Source organism: Caballeronia udeis, from assembly GCF_044909315.1.
Classification (GTDB): domain Bacteria; phylum Pseudomonadota; class Gammaproteobacteria; order Burkholderiales; family Burkholderiaceae; genus Caballeronia; species Caballeronia udeis_A.
The window spans coordinates 179365-198117 of the sequence record NZ_JBIYEB010000018.1; the positions used below are offsets into that span (position 1 = coordinate 179365).

Consider the following 18753-nt stretch of genomic DNA (forward strand, 5'->3'; position numbering starts at 1 on the left):
TCGCAGGCGGGTTTTTCACTTCAACTTCGCAACTTCAACAAAGCCGGGCTGACTCAACCGCTACGCTTGCGACGTGCACTCTCCGCAATCCGCATGCGCAGGGCGTTCAGCTTGATGAACCCGCCGGCGTCGGCTTGATCGTACGCACCACCGTCGTCATCGAACGTTGCGATGTTCTTGTCGAACAGCGTTTCCTTCGAATCACGCGCAACCGCCCTCACGCTGCCCTTGTAAAGCTTCACGCGCGTCCAGCCGTTGACTTTGTCCTGCGTGTGGTCGATCACCTGCAGCGCGCGCCGCTCCGGGCTGCGCCAGTAGCCGTTGTAAATCAACGCGGCGTAACGCGGCATTAGATCGTCCTTCAACTGCGCCACTTCGCGATCCAGCGTGATCGACTCAATCCCGCGATGTGCCTTGAGCATGATCGTCCCGCCCGGCGTTTCATAACAACCGCGCGACTTCATGCCGACATAGCGGTTCTCGACGAGATCCAGCCGGCCAATGCCGTGCTTGCCGCCAATCGCGTTCAATGCCGTCAGCATGTCCGTCGGCGACAAACGCTTGCCGTTCAGTGCAACCGGATCGCCCTTCTCGTATTCGATATGCGGCATTTCGATGGAAACGCCGCACGCTTGGCTAAACGCCGCAATCAGCTGGGATTGCGCCGGTCAGCCTAGCCACTCAAAAGTCACTCAATGATTGAGTTTGCCGAGCAGCAGGTATTCCATCAACGCCTTCTGGACGTGCAGCCTGTTTTCGGCTTCGTCCCAGACGACGCTCTGCGGACCGTCGATCACGTCCGCGCTCACTTCCTCGCCGCGATGCGCCGGCAGGCAGTGCATGAAGAGAGCGTCCGGATGAGCGCGCGCCATCATGTCCGAGTCGACGCACCAGTCCGCGAAGGCCTTCTTGCGCACTTCGTTCTCGGCTTCGAAGCCCATGCTGGTCCAGACGTCCGTGGTGACGAGGTCAGCGCCGGTGCAGGCGTCGTTCGGATCGGCGAATTCTTCGTAGAACGGCGCGCTGTCGGGAGAAACCAGTGAATGGTCGAGCGTGTAGCCGGGCGGCGTGGACAGGCGCAACTTGAAGCCGAGAATCTGCGCGGCTTCGATCCACGTGTACAGCATGTTGTTCGCGTCGCCGACCCAGGCCACGGTCTTTCCGGCGATCGGTCCGCGCAGTTCGTAGTAGGTGAAGACGTCGGCCAGCACCTGGCACGGGTGATATTCGTTCGTCAGACCGTTGATCACGGGCACGCGAGAGTTGTCCGCGAAACGCTGGATGATGTGCTGTCCGAACGTGCGGATCATGATGATGTCGACCATGCGCGACACCACTTGCGCCGCGTCCTCGATCGGTTCGCCGCGGCCGAGCTGGGTGTCGCGCGTGCTGAGAAACACGGCGTGGCCGCCAAGCTGGAAGATACCCGCTTCGAACGAGAGCCGCGTACGCGTTGAATTCTTCTCGAAGATCATCGCCAGCGTGCGGTCGTGCAGCGGATGGTAGGTCTCGTAGCTCTTGAACTTGCGCTTCAGAATACGCGCGCGTTCGAGCACGTAGTCATAGTCGTCGAGAGAGAAATCCTTGAACTGCAAATAATGGCGAATTTTTTTTTCGGTCATGAAAAATGCGTACGGCGGCTTCAGCCGGCAAATTCGCCGGACGGCGCCGCCGTGGTGGTGGTATCGAATTTCAGCATAAAGGAATTTCCGGCGTTTGACGAGGTCGCCAAATAGCCGATACGCTCCGCCACGCGCCGTCTGGAGCGGTTTAGAGGCTTTGTGTGCAGTGCGGAAAAAGGGCCTCTGCTGTATAATCTGCGAGGGTTCTCCGGCGGTCCTGGCGCTTTTCGACTGCTTACGAAGCAGATCCACTCACGGGCTTAAGCGGACTCAACCTGCGGAGTCAATCCGCAAACTCAACCCACAGATTGAGCGCAGTGTTGCGCGGTCAGAGCGGGGAGAGTCAGAGCAGGGAGTCAGCCAGTTCGCGGCCACACGAGCGCGTCTCGCATGCACCTGCGTGCTTGCCTGGCAGTCGCGTACGGGAGTCATCAAGAGTCGATTGCCGTCCCCAAGGCGACTCGGGCGACGTCGTAGTTCGGTCAATGAGTGGTCGATGAGCGGGTGGATGCAGGTCGAAGAAATAGGCTGGATCTTACCGGCCGCGACGCTGCCGGACGAGGCGGAATTCAGCGCCGGAGGTTGCAGCCGATGACTTTCCGGTTCACCTTGCCAACCATGCATGCGCGTTCGCCGGCGTTCTCTGCCGGTCGTCAAACAGGTATTCCTACATGGCCGAAACAATTCCAACCGAATACTTCATTCAGGGCATTACGTCGAACGGCAAGACTTTTCGGCCAAGCGACTGGTCGGAACGGCTTTGCGGTGTGATGTCCGGGTTCGGCCCGGGCAAGCGCGGTCCGAATGCCCGGCTGCAGTATTCCATCTATGTACGCCCGACCTTGCTCGGCAACGTGAAGACGGTGATCCTTGATTCCCGCTTGCGCGACATTGAGCCGATGGCTTTCGATTTCGTGATGAACTTCGCCAAAGACAATGACCTGCTTGTGACGGAGGCGTGCGAATTGCCGCCGCATCACGCTACGCAGCAACACCATGGCTGACCGCGCTGGCTAACTGAGCGGGAGGGGTCTTTGAGAAGGCCTCTTTTTGAAGCACACGACAAAAAACCCGCCATTAGCGGGTTTTTTTGTTGCTGTCTTTTGTTGCCGTTTGCTGTTTTAAGCGTCAGGACAAATCGAAACAAAAGCAAAGCTGCAGCCTGTCACGGCCCGTCAAACTAAAGACACGCAAAAGGGCGACAACCAGAATCCTTAAGCAGCAGGTGCTTGCAGACCTTTGATAGCAGCCGACAGACGGCTCTTATGGCGAGCAGCCTTGTTCTTGTGGACGATGCGCTTGTCCGCAATGATGTCGATGGTCTTGACCGACGTCTTGTAGATTTCTGCAGCCTTGGCTTGGTCGCCGGCGTCGATCGCCTTGCGAACGGCCTTGATGGCGGTGCGGAATTTCGAGCGCAGCGCCGAGTTGTGCGAGTTTGCCTTGGCGCCTTGACGGGCGCGCTTGCGGGCTTGTGCGGTATTTGCCATGACGGTTCCTTATCCTGTTCCAGCTATGTGTTTCAGCGCTTCCCGTTCTGCTTCTGGATGGGATTCAGCTCGAAGCTGGCCCGACTCCACACAAGATAAAACGAGGTCAATCCGATGCGCTGTTTATGATCAAACTCTCGGGATCGATTGCCCGAAAGCGCAAAAACGTCGAAAGAAGACGTGAAGCCGCCGTGCTTGCAGGCGCTTTTATAACGTGCGTAAAAGTGCCGAAAGCGGATTCAGGAGCTTCGAAACCGGCGATTATAGCAACGAAATCATGGGACTGGCAAGCGCGGCCGGTTTTTGCCGGGTGTCGCTGGAAATCGACCCGACGAACCGTAACCGGTATCCGCGGGTATCGGGACGTATCGGGACGTATTGGGACGTATTGGGACGTATTGGCAGGTATAGGCAAGTACGCGCACAACCGCCTGCACGCGACCGAAGTTGCAAATTCTAACGAATCGCCAATGGTTGCAACGTCTCGCGTTCATAATGCGGCCCGTATAATAAGCGCCCCATGAATCTATTCCGAGCCCTACTGACGGTCAGCGGCTTCACGCTGCTTTCCCGCGTGACCGGCCTGGTCCGCGAAACGCTGATCGCGCGAGCCTTCGGCGCCAGTCAATTCACCGACGCGTTCTACGTCGCCTTCCGCATACCCAACCTGTTGCGGCGCTTGTCCGCTGAAGGAGCGTTCTCGCAGGCGTTCGTGCCTATCCTCGCCGAGTTCAAGAACACGGAAGGCCACGACGCCACCAAGGCCCTCGTCGACGCCATGTCGACCGTGCTCGCCTGGGCGCTTGCAGTCGTGTCGCTGGTAGGCGTGGCGGGTGCGTCCTGGGTCGTGTTCGCCGTCGCCTCGGGACTGGAGCACGACGGTCACGCGTTCGGCCTCGCGGTGACCATGACCCAGATCATGTTCCCGTACATCATCTTCATCTCGCTGACATCGCTGGCGTCGGGGGTGCTCAACACCTACCGGCAGTTCTCCCTGCCCGCGTTCGCGCCCGTGCTGCTCAACGTGTCGTTCATCGGGGCCGCCGTCTTCCTCGCGCCACATCTGAAAGTGCCGGTCTACGCGCTCGCCTATGCGGTGATCGTCGGTGGGATCCTGCAGTTTCTCGTGCAGTTGCCCGGCCTCAAGAAGATCGACATGATCCCGCGCATCGGCCTGAATTTCTTTCGGGCGTTGCGGCATCCGGGCGTCAAGCGCGTGCTGATCAAGATGGTCCCCATGACGTTCGGCGTGTCGGTCGCCCAGCTGAGCCTGATCATCAATACGAACATTGCGTCGCGGCTCGGTCCGGGCGCTGTGTCGTGGATCAATTACTCGGATCGCCTGATGGAGTTCCCCACGGCGCTGCTCGGCGCGGCGCTGGGCACCATCCTGTTGCCAAGCCTCTCGAAGGCGCATGTGGACGCCGATCCTGTCGAATATTCGGCGTTGCTCGACTGGGGTCTGCGCATCACGTTCCTGATGGCCGCGCCAAGCGGATGTGCGCTGTTTTTCTTCGCCGAACCGCTGACGGCCACGCTGTTCCACTACGGCAAATTCGATGCGCATTCCGTCGTCATGGTCGGCCGGGCGTTGTCGGCGTACGGCGTCGGGCTGGTCGGACTGATCCTGATCAAGATCCTTACGCCCGGCTTTTACGCGAAGCAGGACATCAAGACGCCGGTGATCATCGGCATCATCGTGTTGATCGCCATTCAGATCAGCAACCTGATTTTCGTACCGATCTTCGCGCATGCCGGATTGACACTGTCGATCGGGCTGGGCGCCTGCGTGAATGCAACGCTATTGTTCATCGGCTTGAGGAAGCGCGGAATTTACCAACCCTCGCCAGGATGGATGCGCTTCTTCGCGCAACTCGTCGGCGCGTGCCTCGTGCTCGCGGGCGTGATGCATTGGGTCGCCGGCAATTTCGACTGGATCGGCATGCGTGCCGCACCTCTGGAGCGAATCATGCTTCTCGGTGCAAGCCTGGTCGTATTCGGTGCGCTATATTTCGGTATGCTCTCCGCGATGGGCTTTAAATACGCGTATTTCAGAAGGCGAACTCTGTGATGACGACGACGCGCATCCTCGACTATTTCACCTCGCTTGTGGCCGAGGACGACAGTCTTCCGCTCACCGAGGCGGCGTTGTCGCTTGCCCAGGACGCGTATCCGGATCTCGATTTGCAGGGTGTGCTGGCTGAGATCGACGAGCTGGTTTTGCGCGTGCGCCGCCGTATGCCCGAGGACGCCGACATCAAGCAAAAAATCGGCGTGCTGAATCGTTTTTTCTTCCGCGAACTGGGTTTCACCAGCAATCTTAACGACTACTACGATCCCGATAACAGCCACCTGAACATGGTGCTCAAGCGGCGTCGCGGGATTCCGATTTCGCTGGCCGTCGTGTATCTGGAGATGAGCGAGCAACTGGGTATTCCGGTGCGTGGCGTGTCGTTTCCGGCGCACTTCCTGCTGCGCGTGACCACCCCCGACGGCGACGTGATGCTCGATCCGACTACCGGTCAATCCCTGTCCGAGTCGGCCATGGTCGAGATGCTCGAGCCGTATGTGCAGCGAGTGGGCGAGTCCATTGGCAGCGCGCTGCGCATCTTGCTGCAGCCGGCCACGCGGCGGGAAATCGTCGGACGAATGCTGCGTAACCTGAAAAGCATTTATTTGCAGACGGAACGCTGGCAGCGGCTGCTTGCCGTGCAGCAACGGTTGGTGATCCTGATGCCGGGAAGTATTGAAGAAGTGCGTGATCGTGGCTTCGCCTACGCCCGCCTGGATTACCTGCGCCCGGCAATGGAAGACCTGCGCCGGTACCTCGACGACCGGCCAGAAGCCGAAGACGCAACCGTCGTGGAGACGGAGTTGCATGAGTTGCGTCAGCGTATGCAACACAACGGCGAGTAGGTTGTTTCCAGGCTCACGTTTCAAACCCCATTAAAAAACGGCGGCCCATCATTGCGATGGCCGCCGTTTTTCTTCGTGCATGAGGCCATGAACTGGCCGCTACCAGCCCCGCCGAGCCGACAATTTACTTCGGCTGCATCCGGATCGCGCCGTCCAGGCGGATGACTTCGCCGTTGAGCATGGGGTTGTCGAAGATCTGCTTGACCAGCATCGCGTACTCGTTCGGTTTGCCAAGACGCGAGGGAAACGGCACCATCGCGCCGAGCGCGTCCTGCACTTCCTGCGGCATGCCGAGCAGCATCGGCGTTTCGAAGATGCCCGGAGCAATCGTCATCACACGAATGCCGTTGCGCGACAGGTCACGCGCGATCGGCAGCGTCATGCCCACCACGCCGCCTTTCGATGCGGCGTAAGCCGCCTGGCCGATCTGGCCATCGTAAGCCGCCACCGATGCCGTGCTCACGATCACGCCCCGTTCGCCCGCAGCATTCGGTTCGTTCTTCGACATGGCAGCCGCTGCCAGCCGGATCATGTTGAACGTGCCGATCAGGTTCACGCCGATAGTCTTGGCGAACAGATCGAGCGCATGCGGGCCATCCTTGCCCACCGTCTTCGCGGCCGGCGCAATTCCCGCGCAGTTGACGAGCCCGCGCAAGCTTCCGAGTTGGGTGGCGGCTTCCACGGCGCGCTGGCCGTCTTCCTCGCGGCTTACGTCGCATTTCACGAACACACCGCCGAGTTCTTTCGCGAGCTTCTCGCCGGCGGCTTCGTTCATGTCGGCTAGTACGACCTTACCACCGTGGTCGCGGATAAGCTGCGCGGTCGCCGCGCCGAGGCCCGATGCGCCGCCCGTGACGAGAAAGACGTTGTCCTGGATGTCCATGCTGTGTGCTCCTTGATGAGGGTTATACGTAGAACGTGTTTCGTCCCGGGGATCGCCCAGAACGAAAAACCCGCTCGGCCGATGGAGCGCGAGCGGGTTTCAGAAGGCGTGCCCCGAGCGCCCGGATGTGAGCGCTCAGAACGATCAGGTCAATGCATCGAATACGCGCGTGCGGATTTCATCGACGGTGCCAAGACCCGAGATCCGCCGATACTCCGGCGCCTTCAGGCCGTTGTTGTCGCCATGTTTCGACCACGTGTTGTAGTACTCGATCAACGGCTTGGTCTGCGCGACGTATACGTCGAGCCGCTTCTTCACGGTCTCTTCCTTGTCGTCGTCGCGCTGGATCAGCGGCTCGCCGGTGATGTCGTCGTGCCCTTCCACTTTCGGCGGATTGAACTTGATGTGATAGGTCCGGCCCGAGGCCGCATGCGAGCGACGCCCGCTCATGCGCTCGATGATGTCCTCGAACGGCACGTCGATCTCAAGCACGTAGTCGATAGCAACACCGGCCTGTTTCATGGCGTCGGCTTGCGGAAGCGTGCGCGGGAAACCGTCGAAGAGATAGCCGTTCGCGCAGTCCGCTTCCTGCAGGCGTTCTTTCACGAGGTTGATGATGAGCGTGTCCGGCACGAGTTCTCCGGCGTCCATGAAGCGCTTGGCTTCCACGCCGAGCGGCGAGCCCGCTTTCACGGCGGCGCGCAGCATGTCGCCCGTCGAGATCTGCGGGATGCCGAACTTTTCCTTGATGAAGGTGGCCTGGGTGCCCTTGCCGGCGCCGGGGGCGCCCAACAGGATCAAACGCATGGTGATATCTCCGAATCGAATAGAAACCGCTGCGCTGCGAGGCTTATTCTTGCATCCGGTCGCTGTGGCACATCGCTCGGTTGAAGCCGCAAACGAGGCGCGACGAGCCGAATTCAGGAGACGGCGCGGCACCAGTCGACACGGGCGCTCAGGAGCGTTGGCGCTGACCGGAAGGCTCGCGCTACCGATCGATTATGCCACGCATCGTCACAATGGCGACTCGAATCCGCGGCTCAAAAGCCCGGAAAGTCGCGCGCAGCGGGGGTTAACGCGAGTTGATCGGAAGGGGGATGCCGCGCTAGGACGCGGTGAAAACCGTGTGATATCCCGGCAGGCGAACCAGCCGGGCTGCGATGGAAACGGTGGGGAAAAAGCGGCGACCGGACGCAGAGCGCCGCACCGCCAAACGCGGCGGCCGGACGCTTCCCGCCCTGTTAGACCGACGTGCCGAACAGCGCGCGGACGCGGGCCAGATCGGCGGGGGTATCGACACCGGGCGGCGGCGCGTCGTTCGTCTTCAGCACTGCGATGCGCTCGCCGTGCCAGAGCGCGCGCAGTTGCTCGAGCGCCTCGGCTTCTTCGATCGGCGCGACGGACAGCGTGGGATAAACCCGCAGGAACTTCGCGCGATACGCATACAAGCCGATATGGCGAAGCACATTGGCGGGAACGGGCAGGCGTGCGCCGAGCGCGGCGACATCGGGCCAGTCCTTCTGCCACGCGTCACGCGACCATGGAATTGGCGCGCGCGAAAAATACAGCGCGACGCTCTTCGAATCCAGCACGACTTTCACCACGTTCGGGTTGAAGACATCGGCGGGATCATGGATGGGATGCGCCGCGGTCGCGATCGCACACGACGGATTCGCCGCAAGATGCACCGCCACGTTGCGCACGAGCGCCGGGTCGATCAAAGGCTCGTCGCCCTGCACGTTGACCACGATGGTGTCGTCGCTCCAGCCGAAATGCGTCGCGACTTCGGCGAGCCGGTCCGTGCCGTTCGGATGATCGGCGCGGGTGAGCAGCGCCTCGAAACCATGTTCCCTCGCGACTTCGACCACACGCGGCGAATCGGTCGCAATCACCACCTGCAGCGCGCCCGACAGACGAGCGCGTTCGGCGACGCGCACAACCATCGGCTTGCCGGCGATATCCGCCAGCGGCTTGTCCGGCAGGCGGGTGGACGCGAGCCGTGCGGGCACAACGGCGATGAAGGGCGGCGCGACCGGAACGTGTGCGTTCATAAAATCTCGATTTAAAGCCTCAGTTCCCGTCGGCAGGTTTCAGCGGTTCGACGGGCGTGCCTTCCACGGTCTGGCGGGCTTCGTCCGGCAGCATGATGGGAATGCCGTCGCGGATGGGGTAAGCGAGTTTGTCGACGTTGCAGATGAGTTCCTGCGCCGCGCGGTCATACGTAAGCTGGGTCTTGCAAATAGGGCAGACAAGGATTTCAAGCAGGCGTGCGTCCACGGAGTTTCTCCACAACTAATGCGATGAGGCGGGGGCTGAGCACGGCTTCGACTGGAACCACCCAGATGCGCGCATCACGCCAGGCCCCGAATTTTACTGCATCCTTCTCGGTGATCAGGATCGAATCGGCGTCGATGCCGGAGAACGGATTGTCGCGATAATCGTAGTGGTCCGGGAACGCGCGCGTGGCCGGCACGAGTCCGGCGGCACGCAGCGACGCGAAGAACCGTTCCGGCGAGCCGATACCCGCTGCCGCCGCGATCCGTTCGCCCTTGAACGCGCTGAGCGGTCGGCGCACGGCGGGGTCGTCGAGAAGCCAGGCGTCGCCGGTGGCCAGATCCAGCGAAAACGTGTTTGGCCACGGCGGCAACGCGCGGTCATAGGGGCTGTTGATCAGCGTGGCGTCGCGGTGGCGCGACATCGATTCCCGCAGCGGTCCCGCCGGCAACAGGAAACCGTTGCCGCCGAGGCGGTCGTCGAAGACCACGAGTTCAAACGCCCGCGCGAGGCGGTAATGCTGCAGGCCGTCGTCACTCACGATCACATCTACCGACGGATGCGCCTTCAGCAACGCCTGCGCCGCCGCGACGCGATCGGGCGACACCATCACCGGCGCGTGCGTGCGGCGGGCGATCAGCAGGGGTTCATCGCCGACATCCGAGGGCTGGCTGTCGGGCGTCACCCGCGTGGCCTCGTGGATCTTCGCGCCATAACCGCGTGAGACGACGCCCGGCTGGAAGCCGGCGGCGCGCAGTGCTTCGACGAGGGCGATGACCGTCGGCGTCTTGCCGGTGCCACCCACGGTCACATTGCCGACCACTACAACCGGTACGCCCACGTTCACCTGCTTGATCCAGCCGAGCGCGAAGAACGCGCGGCGAATGGCCGCGACCAGGCCGAACACGCAGGCGAACGGCGTCAGCGACCACGCGACCCAGCCGCGCTTGCGCCACTCGCGGGCGAGGAAATTTTCGATCGGCGGCTTGAAGTCAGACATGGCGCGCCTTGTGGTCAGGAGCGAACGATGCACGCGCTTGGGACGGCAGCGACGCAGGGCGGTGTAGCGGCGAGGAGAAGGGCAATGTTCGTGATAACGGCCGGCACCTTTGCATCGGGGCGGATCTCCGAAAATGAGCGAATGGTAAGCAGAGGGTAAGCGGCCGCTGGACGACGCAGGCAATTGTCGCGCCGGCCCTCGAACCCGGCACTCTAGCGCGGCGTTGCCGCAGGCGCCAGTCGAAGGGCAAATCGGATTTCGCCGTCTGGTGTCGAAACACCCTCGAACGCCGTCCGAAAACGGTTGGACAAATGGGTAGAAACGCGGGCAGAAAATCGGGCAGATAAACGGGTAGATTCGATGCTCCATTTTGCACACAAAGCGCCTGTGGATAACTCTGTGAACAAGTTGGGCCGCCGCGGCCTGAAATCGGCTTCAGGAAAGACTTGCATCGGTCTTTGAAATATTTTTGGACATAAAACATAATAAAAACAATGACTTAGAACGCGCGCATTAGGACTTCATGAGCGTTTTCGTTAGTTTCCGGTAACTTGTGCTTTGTGGACACTTGCTTCACTTCGGACGCTGATTGGTCTATCGTCCATGCCTTGTTCACTGGCCGTGCAGCGTTGCCCGGATACCCCTTTGGTCTGGCTTCAGGCCCGCGTATTTCCAAGCTTGTTTTTCACCTCAACCCGTCACCCTTTTCTTCGATGAGCTCCGATCCTTTCGCTTCATCCGGTTCATCCGGTTTATCCGGCGGCGCCGATGCCGTTATCCCCGTTTCGGCGCTCAACCGGGCGATCGGGTCGATGCTCGAGCGCTCGTTTCCGCTGGTCTGGGTATCGGGTGAAGTATCGAATTTTACGAAAGCGGCGAGCGGTCACTGGTATTTTTCGATCAAGGACGCGCAGGCGCAGATGCGCTGCGTGATGTTCCGCGGCCGGGCACAGTACGCCGAGTTCACGCCGCGAGAGGGGGACCGGATCGAGGTCCGCGGGCTTGTGACGATGTACGAACCGCGTGGCGAGTTGCAACTCGGGGTGGAAGCGGTGCGCCGCACGGGCCAGGGACGGTTATACGAAGCCTTCCTGAAGCTGAAGGCGAAACTCGAAGCCGAAGGGCTGTTCGCCGCTGAGCGCAAGCGCGCGTTGCCGCAGCATCCGCGCGCTATCGGCATTGTGACGTCGTTGCAGGCGGCGGCGTTGCGCGACGTGCTGACCACGCTCTCGCGGCGCGCGCCGCACGTGCCGGTGATCGTGTATCCGGCACCGGTGCAGGGCGCGGGCGTGGCCGCGAAGCTCGCTGCAATGGTCGATGAAGCCAGCGCGCGCCGCGAGGTCGATGTGCTGATCGTGTGCCGCGGAGGCGGTTCGATTGAAGATCTGTGGGCGTTCAACGAGGAAGTGCTTGCCCGCGCGATCGCCGAAAGTGCGATGCCGGTTGTCAGCGGCGTAGGTCACGAGACGGATTTCACCATCGCCGACTTCGCCGCCGATGTCCGCGCGCCCACGCCGACCGCCGCCGCCGAACTTGTCAGTCCGCAGCGTGCGTTACTGCTGCGCGATCTCGATCACCGGCATGCGACGCTGGCGCGCGGCTTTGGCCGGATGATGGAACGGCGCGCGCAGCAACTCGACTGGCTGGCGCGCCGGCTGGTCAGCCCGGCCGAGCGGCTGGAACGTCAGCGCATGCACTTGCGGCAACTGGCGGCGCGTCTGGCGACGGCCGGCGCGCGTCCGGTCCGCGACGCCCGTGCGCGTTTTGCGCTTGTGCAAATGCGCTGGCAGCGCTGGCGTCCGGATCTTGCCGCCGAGCGGGAACATCTGATGCGTCTTGCACAACGCCTGAGTGTTTCGCAAGGGCGCCGGCATGAACGGGCAGAGGCCCGGGTGTCGGAGTTATCGGCGAGGTTGCAGGTGTTGAGCCCGCAACGCACGCTCGAGCGCGGCTACGCGGCTTTGATCGATACGCAATCCGGACGCGCCGTGCGCGCGCCGAACGCGTTGAAGCCAAAACGGCCGTTGACCGTGCATCTGGCGGAAGGATCGGCGGATATCTTGCTGGCCGATATCCAGCCCCGCCTCTCCGATGAATTCTGATGCCGGCGGCGGTGTGCACCGGTGCTGCTTTCATACAATGCACGCAAAGGTTTTTACAAGACTCGCACGGGTGCTTGAAAGCCCGTATTTTTGACGGCTTAGAAGGAACGTTCGAGCATTTTTTACGCCGCTGTTAAAGCTTCGTAATCGATACTGCTCATAAAAACCCGCAATTTGCGGGGTTATCCCAACTCGCCTACAATCGAGTGCTCCATTGCTTCACTCCTCACGTCCCCCAAAATCATCATAGAAGGAAGCTCGCACCATGGAACATACCCTCCCGCCGTTGCCGTTCGACAAGAACGCGCTCGCTCCGAACATGTCGGAAGAAACGCTTGAGTATCACTATGGCAAGCATCATCAAACCTATGTGACGAACCTGAACAAGCTGATTCCGGGTACCGAATTCGAAAACCTGTCGCTCGAAGAGATCGTCAAGAAGGCGTCGGGTGGCGTGTTCAACAACGCAGCCCAGGTCTGGAACCACACGTTCTTCTGGAACAGCCTGTCGCCCAAGGGTGGCGGTGCTCCGGCCGGCGCACTCGGCGACGCAATCAACGCCAAGTACGGCTCCTTCGACAAGTTCAAGGAAGAGTTCGCAAAGGTCGCAACCGGCACGTTCGGTTCGGGCTGGACGTGGCTCGTGAAGAAGACGGACGGTTCGCTCGACATCGTGTCAACGAGCAATGCAGCGACCCCGCTGACTACCGACGCGAAGGCGCTGCTGACCATCGACGTATGGGAACACGCCTATTACATCGACTATCGCAATGCGCGTCCGAAGTTCATCGAAGCGTTCTGGAACATTGCGAACTGGGACTTTGCGTCGAAGAACTTCGGCGCTTGAGGTTTCTGTAGCGTGACAAAATAGTTTGGAAAGTGCAATAAAGTTTGGAGCCGGTAGTAAAAGTGAAAGCCCTCTCTTGAGGGCTTTCTGCTTTGCAGCATGGGACAGCTTGATTCAATCAAACGGCGCTTCCAGCGCGTCTCGAACAATGACAGCACTTGCGCCCAATGGTGCCACGTACCCCGGCTGATTCGGGCGGTCGTTTCTTGGCGTGCCTTGCCTGCAACTGCGAACGAAAGCACGAACGCGATCAGTCCATACGCGGCCGGTTTATGCCTTTCGGATATCTATGGCGATCAACGATCGGTCGAGTTATGCGGGCGCCCGATTTCGGCCAGGAGCGGACCATCGACCCTAAGGCGAGGATCGTCGACAATCGTGTCACCATAGACCAACCGGTCGGCGCGATTAAGGCAGCTCTGGGCGGCTATTTTTGAGTGGAAATACTCGTACGATTGCAGGCACATTCAACTTGGGCAATCGTCTACTCCGGGAAGGAACCGATGGTTTGGCCCTTCCCGAGGCCGCGTTGAGCGAGTGAACAAGCGGGCGCCCTATGCAATTGTCCGAACGACACCGCCGTCGACACGCAATGAAGTGCCAGTTGTCGCCGACGCCTGCTCCGAGCAGACATAGACGACTAGGTTTGCGACTTCTTCAGTTGTCGCGAAGCGATTGAGGAGCGTGGTCGGGCGATTCGTTTTCAGGAACTGCTGCTCGGCTTCCTCACGCGTAATGCCTTGCGCATCTGCGTTCGCCTGCGCCCAACCACCCATGATCTCCGAATTCGTCGGACCAGGGAGAACCGAATTAACGGTGACCCCCGTTCCGCCGACCACCTCGGCCAAGCCCCTCGCAATGGCGAGCTGAGCGGTCTTGGTCGTGGCGTAGTCGATCATGTCCTTGGGGATGGCAAGCGCGGACTCGCTACTGATGAAGACGACGCGCCCCCAGCCGCGCTTCGTCATGTTTGGCACATAGTGGCGGGAGGCGCGAATACCGCTCATGACGTTAAGTTCGAAGAGATCGATCCACTCGCTGTCCTCAATTTCGAAGAAGGACTTCGGACGCCCAGTACCCACATTGTTGACGAGAATGTCCGCATCCGGCGCCTGCGCAAACAAGTCCGCCGCGCCTTTCGGGGTCGCAAGATCTGCGATGACGCCGGTAAACTCCGCCTTTGGCAAGAGTTCGCGAAGCTCCCGAAGCGCCGTGGAGACGCGCTTCTCTGTGCGGCCGTTGATCACGACCGCGGCGCCTGCGCGCCCCAGCCCTTCTGCAATGGCTCGGCCGATACCTGCTGTAGACCCAGTAACGACGGCCTTGCGGCCAGTGAGATCAATATTCATGACACCATTCCTTCAGCTGTGGAGAGAGCTGAATTGTGAGTGATGTCGGAACCAATGATAATAGCTTAATTTTCCATAATATTAATTCCTAGGGGGAATGGAAGTGGATCGATTCCACGAATTAAACGCCTTCATAGCTGTAGTTGAAGCCGGCGGTTTTACAGCTGCCGCGCATCGAACCGGCGATTCACAGTCGGCAATTAGTAAGGCTATCGGCGCGCTCGAGAGGCGCCTCGGCGTGGTGTTATTTAACCGAAGTACGCGCCGCGTAACCCTGACGGATCAGGGGCAGAGATACTACGATCGGGCAAAACCGCTGCTTGACGAGATGGATGACGCCGACAGCGAGCTGACCAGCAGTACGCATAATGTCTCGGGTTTGATCAGGATTGCTGCATCAAGTACTTTTGGCCGTCTTCATATTTTGCCGCTTATTCCCGATCTGCTATCACTCAATCCTGGCCTTCAGGTGGATCTCATTCTCTCGGACTTCGTGCGAGATATGGTGGAAGATGGGATTGATCTGGCGATCCGAGTGGGGCCCGTGAACGATCCTGACGCGATCGTCAGGCGCGTGGCCAGCACTCCTCTCGTCTGCGTCGGATCCCGTCGCTACTTCGAGCAACGCGGAATGCCAAAGACTCCTGTCGAGCTCGTTGATCACAATTGCCTTTTATATCGCGGCTTGACGGAGTCAACGCATTGGCCTTTTGTAGGGCCAGAAGGTCGATTTAGCGTGTCCGTGCGCGGAAATCTCACGTCCAACAGTATCGAAACGATCCGGGCTGGTGTTCTAGCCGGTGTGGGAATCGGCCTGTTTGCGAAGATCTCTCTTGCCGATGATCTCCGACATCCGGACGTCATCACCGTTCTCGACGAATTTATAGGCGACGCCAGAGACATAAGCCTCATCTGGCCAAGACGCCGGTTTGTACCGGCGCGTGTGCGACAAGTCACCGATTTTTTCGCAGAGGCTATACCGCGGCGTATTTAGTCGCCCGAACTTAGGAAAAATGGTCAGCGATGGCGGAGGGGGCCTTCGGATCAGTCAAGTGGACTTCCTATTGATCGCGCGAGCCATGAAAGCTCAAGCAGCAGAGCACGAACACGGTCCAGTCCCCTGAAACATGGTTGGTATCGCTTGCTCGAACACCTCACATTCCATCCTTGCCGAAGGTTTCGTCGCACAGCCAGACGCCATACGTTCTTCCTTCTGGATAGGATGGAGGATGAGTTACTCATGATTGAGCAAGCCTGCCGTTTGCCGGCACGATGTGCCTTATTGGCACCTGCAGACTCGCTATCAATGGGGCCTTCCGGTCGGCTAGCATCGGTTTCGAGTTGGAAAGACGCTTTGGGGGACAAGGTCTCATGCGCAAAGCTCTTAGCTCAATTGTCGACCATGCCTACGATCGCTGGGACATCAGTCGAATTCAGGCAACGACCGACCTCGACAACCACGCGTCTATAGGGCTTCTGCGCAGCTTGGGATTTATAGAGGAAGGCATCATGCGACAGGGGGGTACTGGAAAGACGCATTTCACGACGTTCGTCTTTTTTCCTTGATCAAGGCTGAACGACCCATCTATCCCACAGCGGAGGTTCTGGCGCTTGATCAACGATCCGGGCGGTTGCCCGCGACCGTCCGCTATCGCGAAAATCGACGGTCCCTTGAGGGTCGGGCAGCGCCCGCTGACGGCTAGCTCAGACTAGTTCTCCATTCACTTGAAAGGAGATGGTCATGAGCGCAACTGATGAAACAGCCGTCGTCAGGATACCTTGGAACAAGGGCAAGCTTACGGGACAGAAGCCTCCGCTCAAGCTCAAGGAAATCTGGGCCATTCGCATCCGGCTCCAGCTTTCAGCGAAGATTCGCGACCTCGCAATGTTCAATCTGGCGATCGACAGCAAACTGCGCGCATGCGATCTCACGAGGCTGCGGGTTTGCGATGTTTGCCACGGGCATCACGTCGCCAGCCGGGCGACGATCATGCAGCAGAAAACTCAACGGCCGGTTCAGTTCGAGATTACGGACCAGACCCGGGACAGCGTCGAGGCATGGATCAACGCGGCAGCGCTGGTGTCGGGTGACTTTTTGTTCCCAAGCCGACTCCGCGCGTCACCGCACATCTCGACGCGTCAGTATGCACGCGTGGTGCATCGGTGGATCGCATCAATCGGGCTGGACGACACCGCGTACGGCACCCACACCATGCGCCGGACGAAAGCGTCACTGATTTACCGCCGCACCAAGAACCTCCGCGCCGTTCAACTGCTGCTTGGCCACACCAAACTTGAAAGCACAGTGCGGTACCTTGGCATCGAGGTCGACGATGCGCTTGAGATGGCCGAACAAACCGAAGTTTAAACAGCGGTACCTCGGGACAGCGATCCGGCATCGGTCGCTGTCCGGCCAAGAAGCGACGTTGGCGCAGGTCGCAAGTCGGCCATCTGGATGTCGGCTCCGCTCAGTTACCGGACGCAGACATGGCATTGACGCAAATCTCATCGTCGGCCAACCCGATCAGCCGCCGCTCTTCGCCGTTACGCCACGATCGATCTTGAGCAGCCCGAAGCGATCCAAGCCACGTTTCAATTTGCGTCTCTGATGCCCCCTGCCTGAGCGGCACTCGTCCTCAGGAGCTGCGCGAGATTGCCCACTGCCGCCGCCCCGAAGCGCTTGATGCGTTCACGAGCTTCCACGACGTTCGGGGCATCGCGGTAGTGCGCGAGCCCACTGAACGGATTGAGCCGTGTTTCCTTTGCCCAGTTGGCAAGTGCCGGGTAGGCAGCCCGGGCCCGTTCGTTCGCAAGAGTCGCAAGGAACGCGGACAAGTAGTCCGTGTTCGCGTCCCAGTAAGCGATGGGCGGGCAGAGATGGTTCTTCTCCTCGTCGCTCTCTACAGTGGCCTCGATCACGCCCAGCATCGCGAACTGGTAACACACGAATCCCCAGAGGAATGGCTGGACGGTCACTCGTCCAGTCTCGAAGATCGGGCGCAGAGGTGGTCGCGGCAGCCCTCTCGACGCGCAGTGGACATGCACCGTCCCCTCGCTCGTAGACACGGGGCCCTCGTCCAGGACAATCTCTCCACGCCCGATGCTGCGCACGTGGCCGAGGCGAACGACGTCCTCGATCCGGCGCAGAAGCTCCAACTCGGCCTCGCTGATCACCGCACCGCGAAACATGGTGGGAGCGAGGCCGGGATCGATGCGAAGGAAGAACGCTTCCGATTCGAGGCGGGCAAAGAGATCCTGGATCGAAGTCGCCCGTGCCATCGCCTCGAGCTGGATCGCCATGCCGCGATAAGAGTCTGGGAGCAGCGCTTGCGGCTGCTGGAACCTGCGGTTCACCCACCATGCCTCTCGTGGTTTGATCCAGCGGATGGACGAAGCGGGCACGGCCTGTTCCAGCAGCCATACACAGGTGTCGAGGGCCGTCTTGCCTGCACCGATGACGACGAAGCGCTCAGGCCGCTCCGTGATACGCGTGATCGCGCCTGCGGGCACGCAGCGAACGCCATCGGCTACTTCGAAGGAGGGAGCGCTCGTCGCGGGAACGGTGCCTTCGATATACGTGGTGTCGACGACCTTGCGCCGCACACGCACTTTCCATGACTCTTGCGCGAGCCGGGACACAAAGCGGTTTCCCCCCAGGTAATCGCTGCACGGAAAGTAGTGGACGCGCCCGCTGGGCAAAAAGTGGCGATGCATGACTTGCGCGAAGTAGGCCCGGATCTCGTCTGCCCCGGCGAGTTCGTAGTAGCCGCCATTCGTCCCGGCCACGTCTAGCGCGTCCTGCCCGAGCGGCACCGAGCTGACCCCGTAGAAGGCGGACGGCTGATGGAGACGAACGTAGGGATAGGCGTCGATCCAGTGTCCGCCGGGAGCATGGCGGCGATCGACTATGGTGACCGTGGCGTCGGAATGCGTGAGCAACGCGTCGGTAAACGCCATCCCGGCGGCCCCGGCACCGACCACGAGATAGTCCGTTTCGTATTCTTCAATTGCCATTTCGCGCTCCTCTAACTGAGTCCGCGCCCTGACACCGGACGCGCCGCGACTCGTACGCTCACGGCGCTCCACCGGTGCTCTCCTGGTCGCCAGGAATGTACTCAGAATCAAATTCTACGACTGACTAGACGTAAGCGTCATCTGAAGGCCGCATGTACAGGCAGCTGGATAGTGTCCAAAGTAGTCCCCACCAAATAAGTGATGGGGACTACTTTGTCTAAAGATGAGATGCAGATTTCGAATCGCAAGGGCCGAC

General features: G+C 60.3%; 16 protein-coding genes and 2 pseudogenes. 8 read left to right on the forward strand and 10 right to left on the reverse strand.

The window, feature by feature from the left end:
• Nucleotides 1-53: 53 nt before the first annotated feature.
• Together ABH944_RS26835 and argF are read right to left on the reverse strand one after the other, a co-directional pair.
• Nucleotides 54-614: pseudogene (locus tag ABH944_RS26835) on the reverse strand (adenine nucleotide alpha hydrolase family protein); the annotation flags it as partial.
• 78 nt (nucleotides 615-692) lie between these two features.
• Nucleotides 693-1622, reverse strand: coding sequence for an ornithine carbamoyltransferase (argF, locus tag ABH944_RS26840; protein ID WP_404610196.1), 930 nt, complete (start codon nucleotides 1620-1622; stop codon nucleotides 693-695).
• Between the two features lie 671 nt (nucleotides 1623-2293).
• On the opposite strand from argF, the gene ABH944_RS26845 reads away from it, so the two are divergent.
• Nucleotides 2294-2626, forward strand: a complete 333-nt coding sequence (locus ABH944_RS26845; protein ID WP_404610195.1) for a DUF3579 domain-containing protein — start codon at nucleotides 2294-2296, stop codon at nucleotides 2624-2626.
• Nucleotides 2627-2836: 210 nt separating this feature from the next.
• On the opposite strand, the gene rpsT is transcribed toward ABH944_RS26845, so the two are convergent.
• On the reverse strand, nucleotides 2837-3112 hold the full coding sequence (gene rpsT / locus ABH944_RS26850; protein WP_031361387.1) for a 30S ribosomal protein S20: 276 nt from the start codon (nucleotides 3110-3112) through the stop codon (nucleotides 2837-2839).
• Between the two features lie 499 nt (nucleotides 3113-3611).
• Between rpsT and murJ the strand changes: the two are divergent.
• Nucleotides 3612-5183 (forward strand): annotated as a pseudogene (gene murJ / locus ABH944_RS26855) (murein biosynthesis integral membrane protein MurJ); the annotation flags it as partial.
• A complete protein-coding gene (locus tag ABH944_RS26860; RefSeq protein WP_404610194.1) occupies nucleotides 5183-6028 on the forward strand; it encodes a SirB1 family protein in 846 nt (281 codons plus the stop codon). The pseudogene murJ and the gene ABH944_RS26860, both read left to right, overlap by 1 nt.
• A 124-nt stretch (nucleotides 6029-6152) precedes the next feature.
• Here ABH944_RS26860 and ABH944_RS26865 read toward each other — a convergent pair whose 3' ends face one another.
• From ABH944_RS26865 to lpxK, 5 genes are all read right to left on the reverse strand, one after another.
• Nucleotides 6153-6911: a 3-hydroxyacyl-CoA dehydrogenase gene (locus tag ABH944_RS26865; RefSeq protein WP_404610193.1), complete on the reverse strand. Its 759-nt coding sequence runs from the start codon at nucleotides 6909-6911 to the stop codon at nucleotides 6153-6155.
• A gap of 144 nt (nucleotides 6912-7055) precedes the next feature.
• Nucleotides 7056-7718 (reverse strand): adenylate kinase, encoded by a 663-nt coding sequence (adk, locus tag ABH944_RS26870; RefSeq protein ID WP_404610192.1) that lies wholly within the window; start codon nucleotides 7716-7718, stop codon nucleotides 7056-7058.
• Nucleotides 7719-8152: 434 nt separating this feature from the next.
• Nucleotides 8153-8962, reverse strand: coding sequence for a 3-deoxy-manno-octulosonate cytidylyltransferase (kdsB, locus tag ABH944_RS26875; RefSeq protein WP_404610191.1), 810 nt, complete (start codon nucleotides 8960-8962; stop codon nucleotides 8153-8155).
• Nucleotides 8963-8981: 19 nt separating this feature from the next.
• Complete coding sequence (locus tag ABH944_RS26880) at nucleotides 8982-9188, reverse strand: Trm112 family protein (RefSeq protein WP_062081740.1); 207 nt, start codon at nucleotides 9186-9188, stop codon at nucleotides 8982-8984.
• Nucleotides 9169-10185, reverse strand: a complete 1017-nt coding sequence (gene lpxK, locus ABH944_RS26885; protein ID WP_404610190.1) for a tetraacyldisaccharide 4'-kinase — start codon at nucleotides 10183-10185, stop codon at nucleotides 9169-9171. The genes ABH944_RS26880 and lpxK overlap by 20 nt, the downstream gene beginning before the upstream one ends.
• 713 nt (nucleotides 10186-10898) lie before the next feature.
• On the opposite strand from lpxK, the gene xseA reads away from it, so the two are divergent.
• Both xseA and ABH944_RS26895 read left to right on the forward strand, forming a co-directional pair.
• Nucleotides 10899-12287, forward strand: a complete 1389-nt coding sequence (gene xseA / locus ABH944_RS26890) for an exodeoxyribonuclease VII large subunit (RefSeq protein WP_404610189.1) — start codon at nucleotides 10899-10901, stop codon at nucleotides 12285-12287.
• Nucleotides 12288-12552: 265 nt separating this feature from the next.
• Nucleotides 12553-13134 (forward strand): superoxide dismutase, encoded by a 582-nt coding sequence (locus ABH944_RS26895; RefSeq protein WP_404610188.1) that lies wholly within the window; start codon nucleotides 12553-12555, stop codon nucleotides 13132-13134.
• A gap of 554 nt (nucleotides 13135-13688) precedes the next feature.
• Here the strand turns inward: ABH944_RS26895 and ABH944_RS26900 are convergent.
• Complete coding sequence (locus ABH944_RS26900) at nucleotides 13689-14483, reverse strand: SDR family NAD(P)-dependent oxidoreductase (protein WP_031356643.1); 795 nt, start codon at nucleotides 14481-14483, stop codon at nucleotides 13689-13691.
• Nucleotides 14484-14586: 103 nt separating this feature from the next.
• On the opposite strand from ABH944_RS26900, the gene ABH944_RS26905 reads away from it, so the two are divergent.
• From ABH944_RS26905 to ABH944_RS26915, 3 genes are all read left to right on the forward strand, one after another.
• Complete coding sequence (locus tag ABH944_RS26905; protein ID WP_404610333.1) at nucleotides 14587-15477, forward strand: LysR family transcriptional regulator; 891 nt, start codon at nucleotides 14587-14589, stop codon at nucleotides 15475-15477.
• A gap of 278 nt (nucleotides 15478-15755) precedes the next feature.
• A complete protein-coding gene (locus ABH944_RS26910) occupies nucleotides 15756-16049 on the forward strand; it encodes a GNAT family N-acetyltransferase (RefSeq protein ID WP_404610187.1) in 294 nt (97 codons plus the stop codon).
• Nucleotides 16050-16224: 175 nt separating this feature from the next.
• Nucleotides 16225-16851 carry a tyrosine-type recombinase/integrase gene (locus tag ABH944_RS26915; RefSeq protein WP_404610186.1) on the forward strand — a complete coding sequence of 209 codons (627 nt, stop codon included), beginning with the start codon at nucleotides 16225-16227 and terminating at the stop codon, nucleotides 16849-16851.
• A gap of 224 nt (nucleotides 16852-17075) precedes the next feature.
• Here ABH944_RS26915 and ABH944_RS26920 read toward each other — a convergent pair whose 3' ends face one another.
• Nucleotides 17076-18497 (reverse strand): NAD(P)-binding protein, encoded by a 1422-nt coding sequence (locus ABH944_RS26920; RefSeq protein WP_404610185.1) that lies wholly within the window; start codon nucleotides 18495-18497, stop codon nucleotides 17076-17078.
• Between the last annotated feature and the right edge of the window lie 256 nt (nucleotides 18498-18753).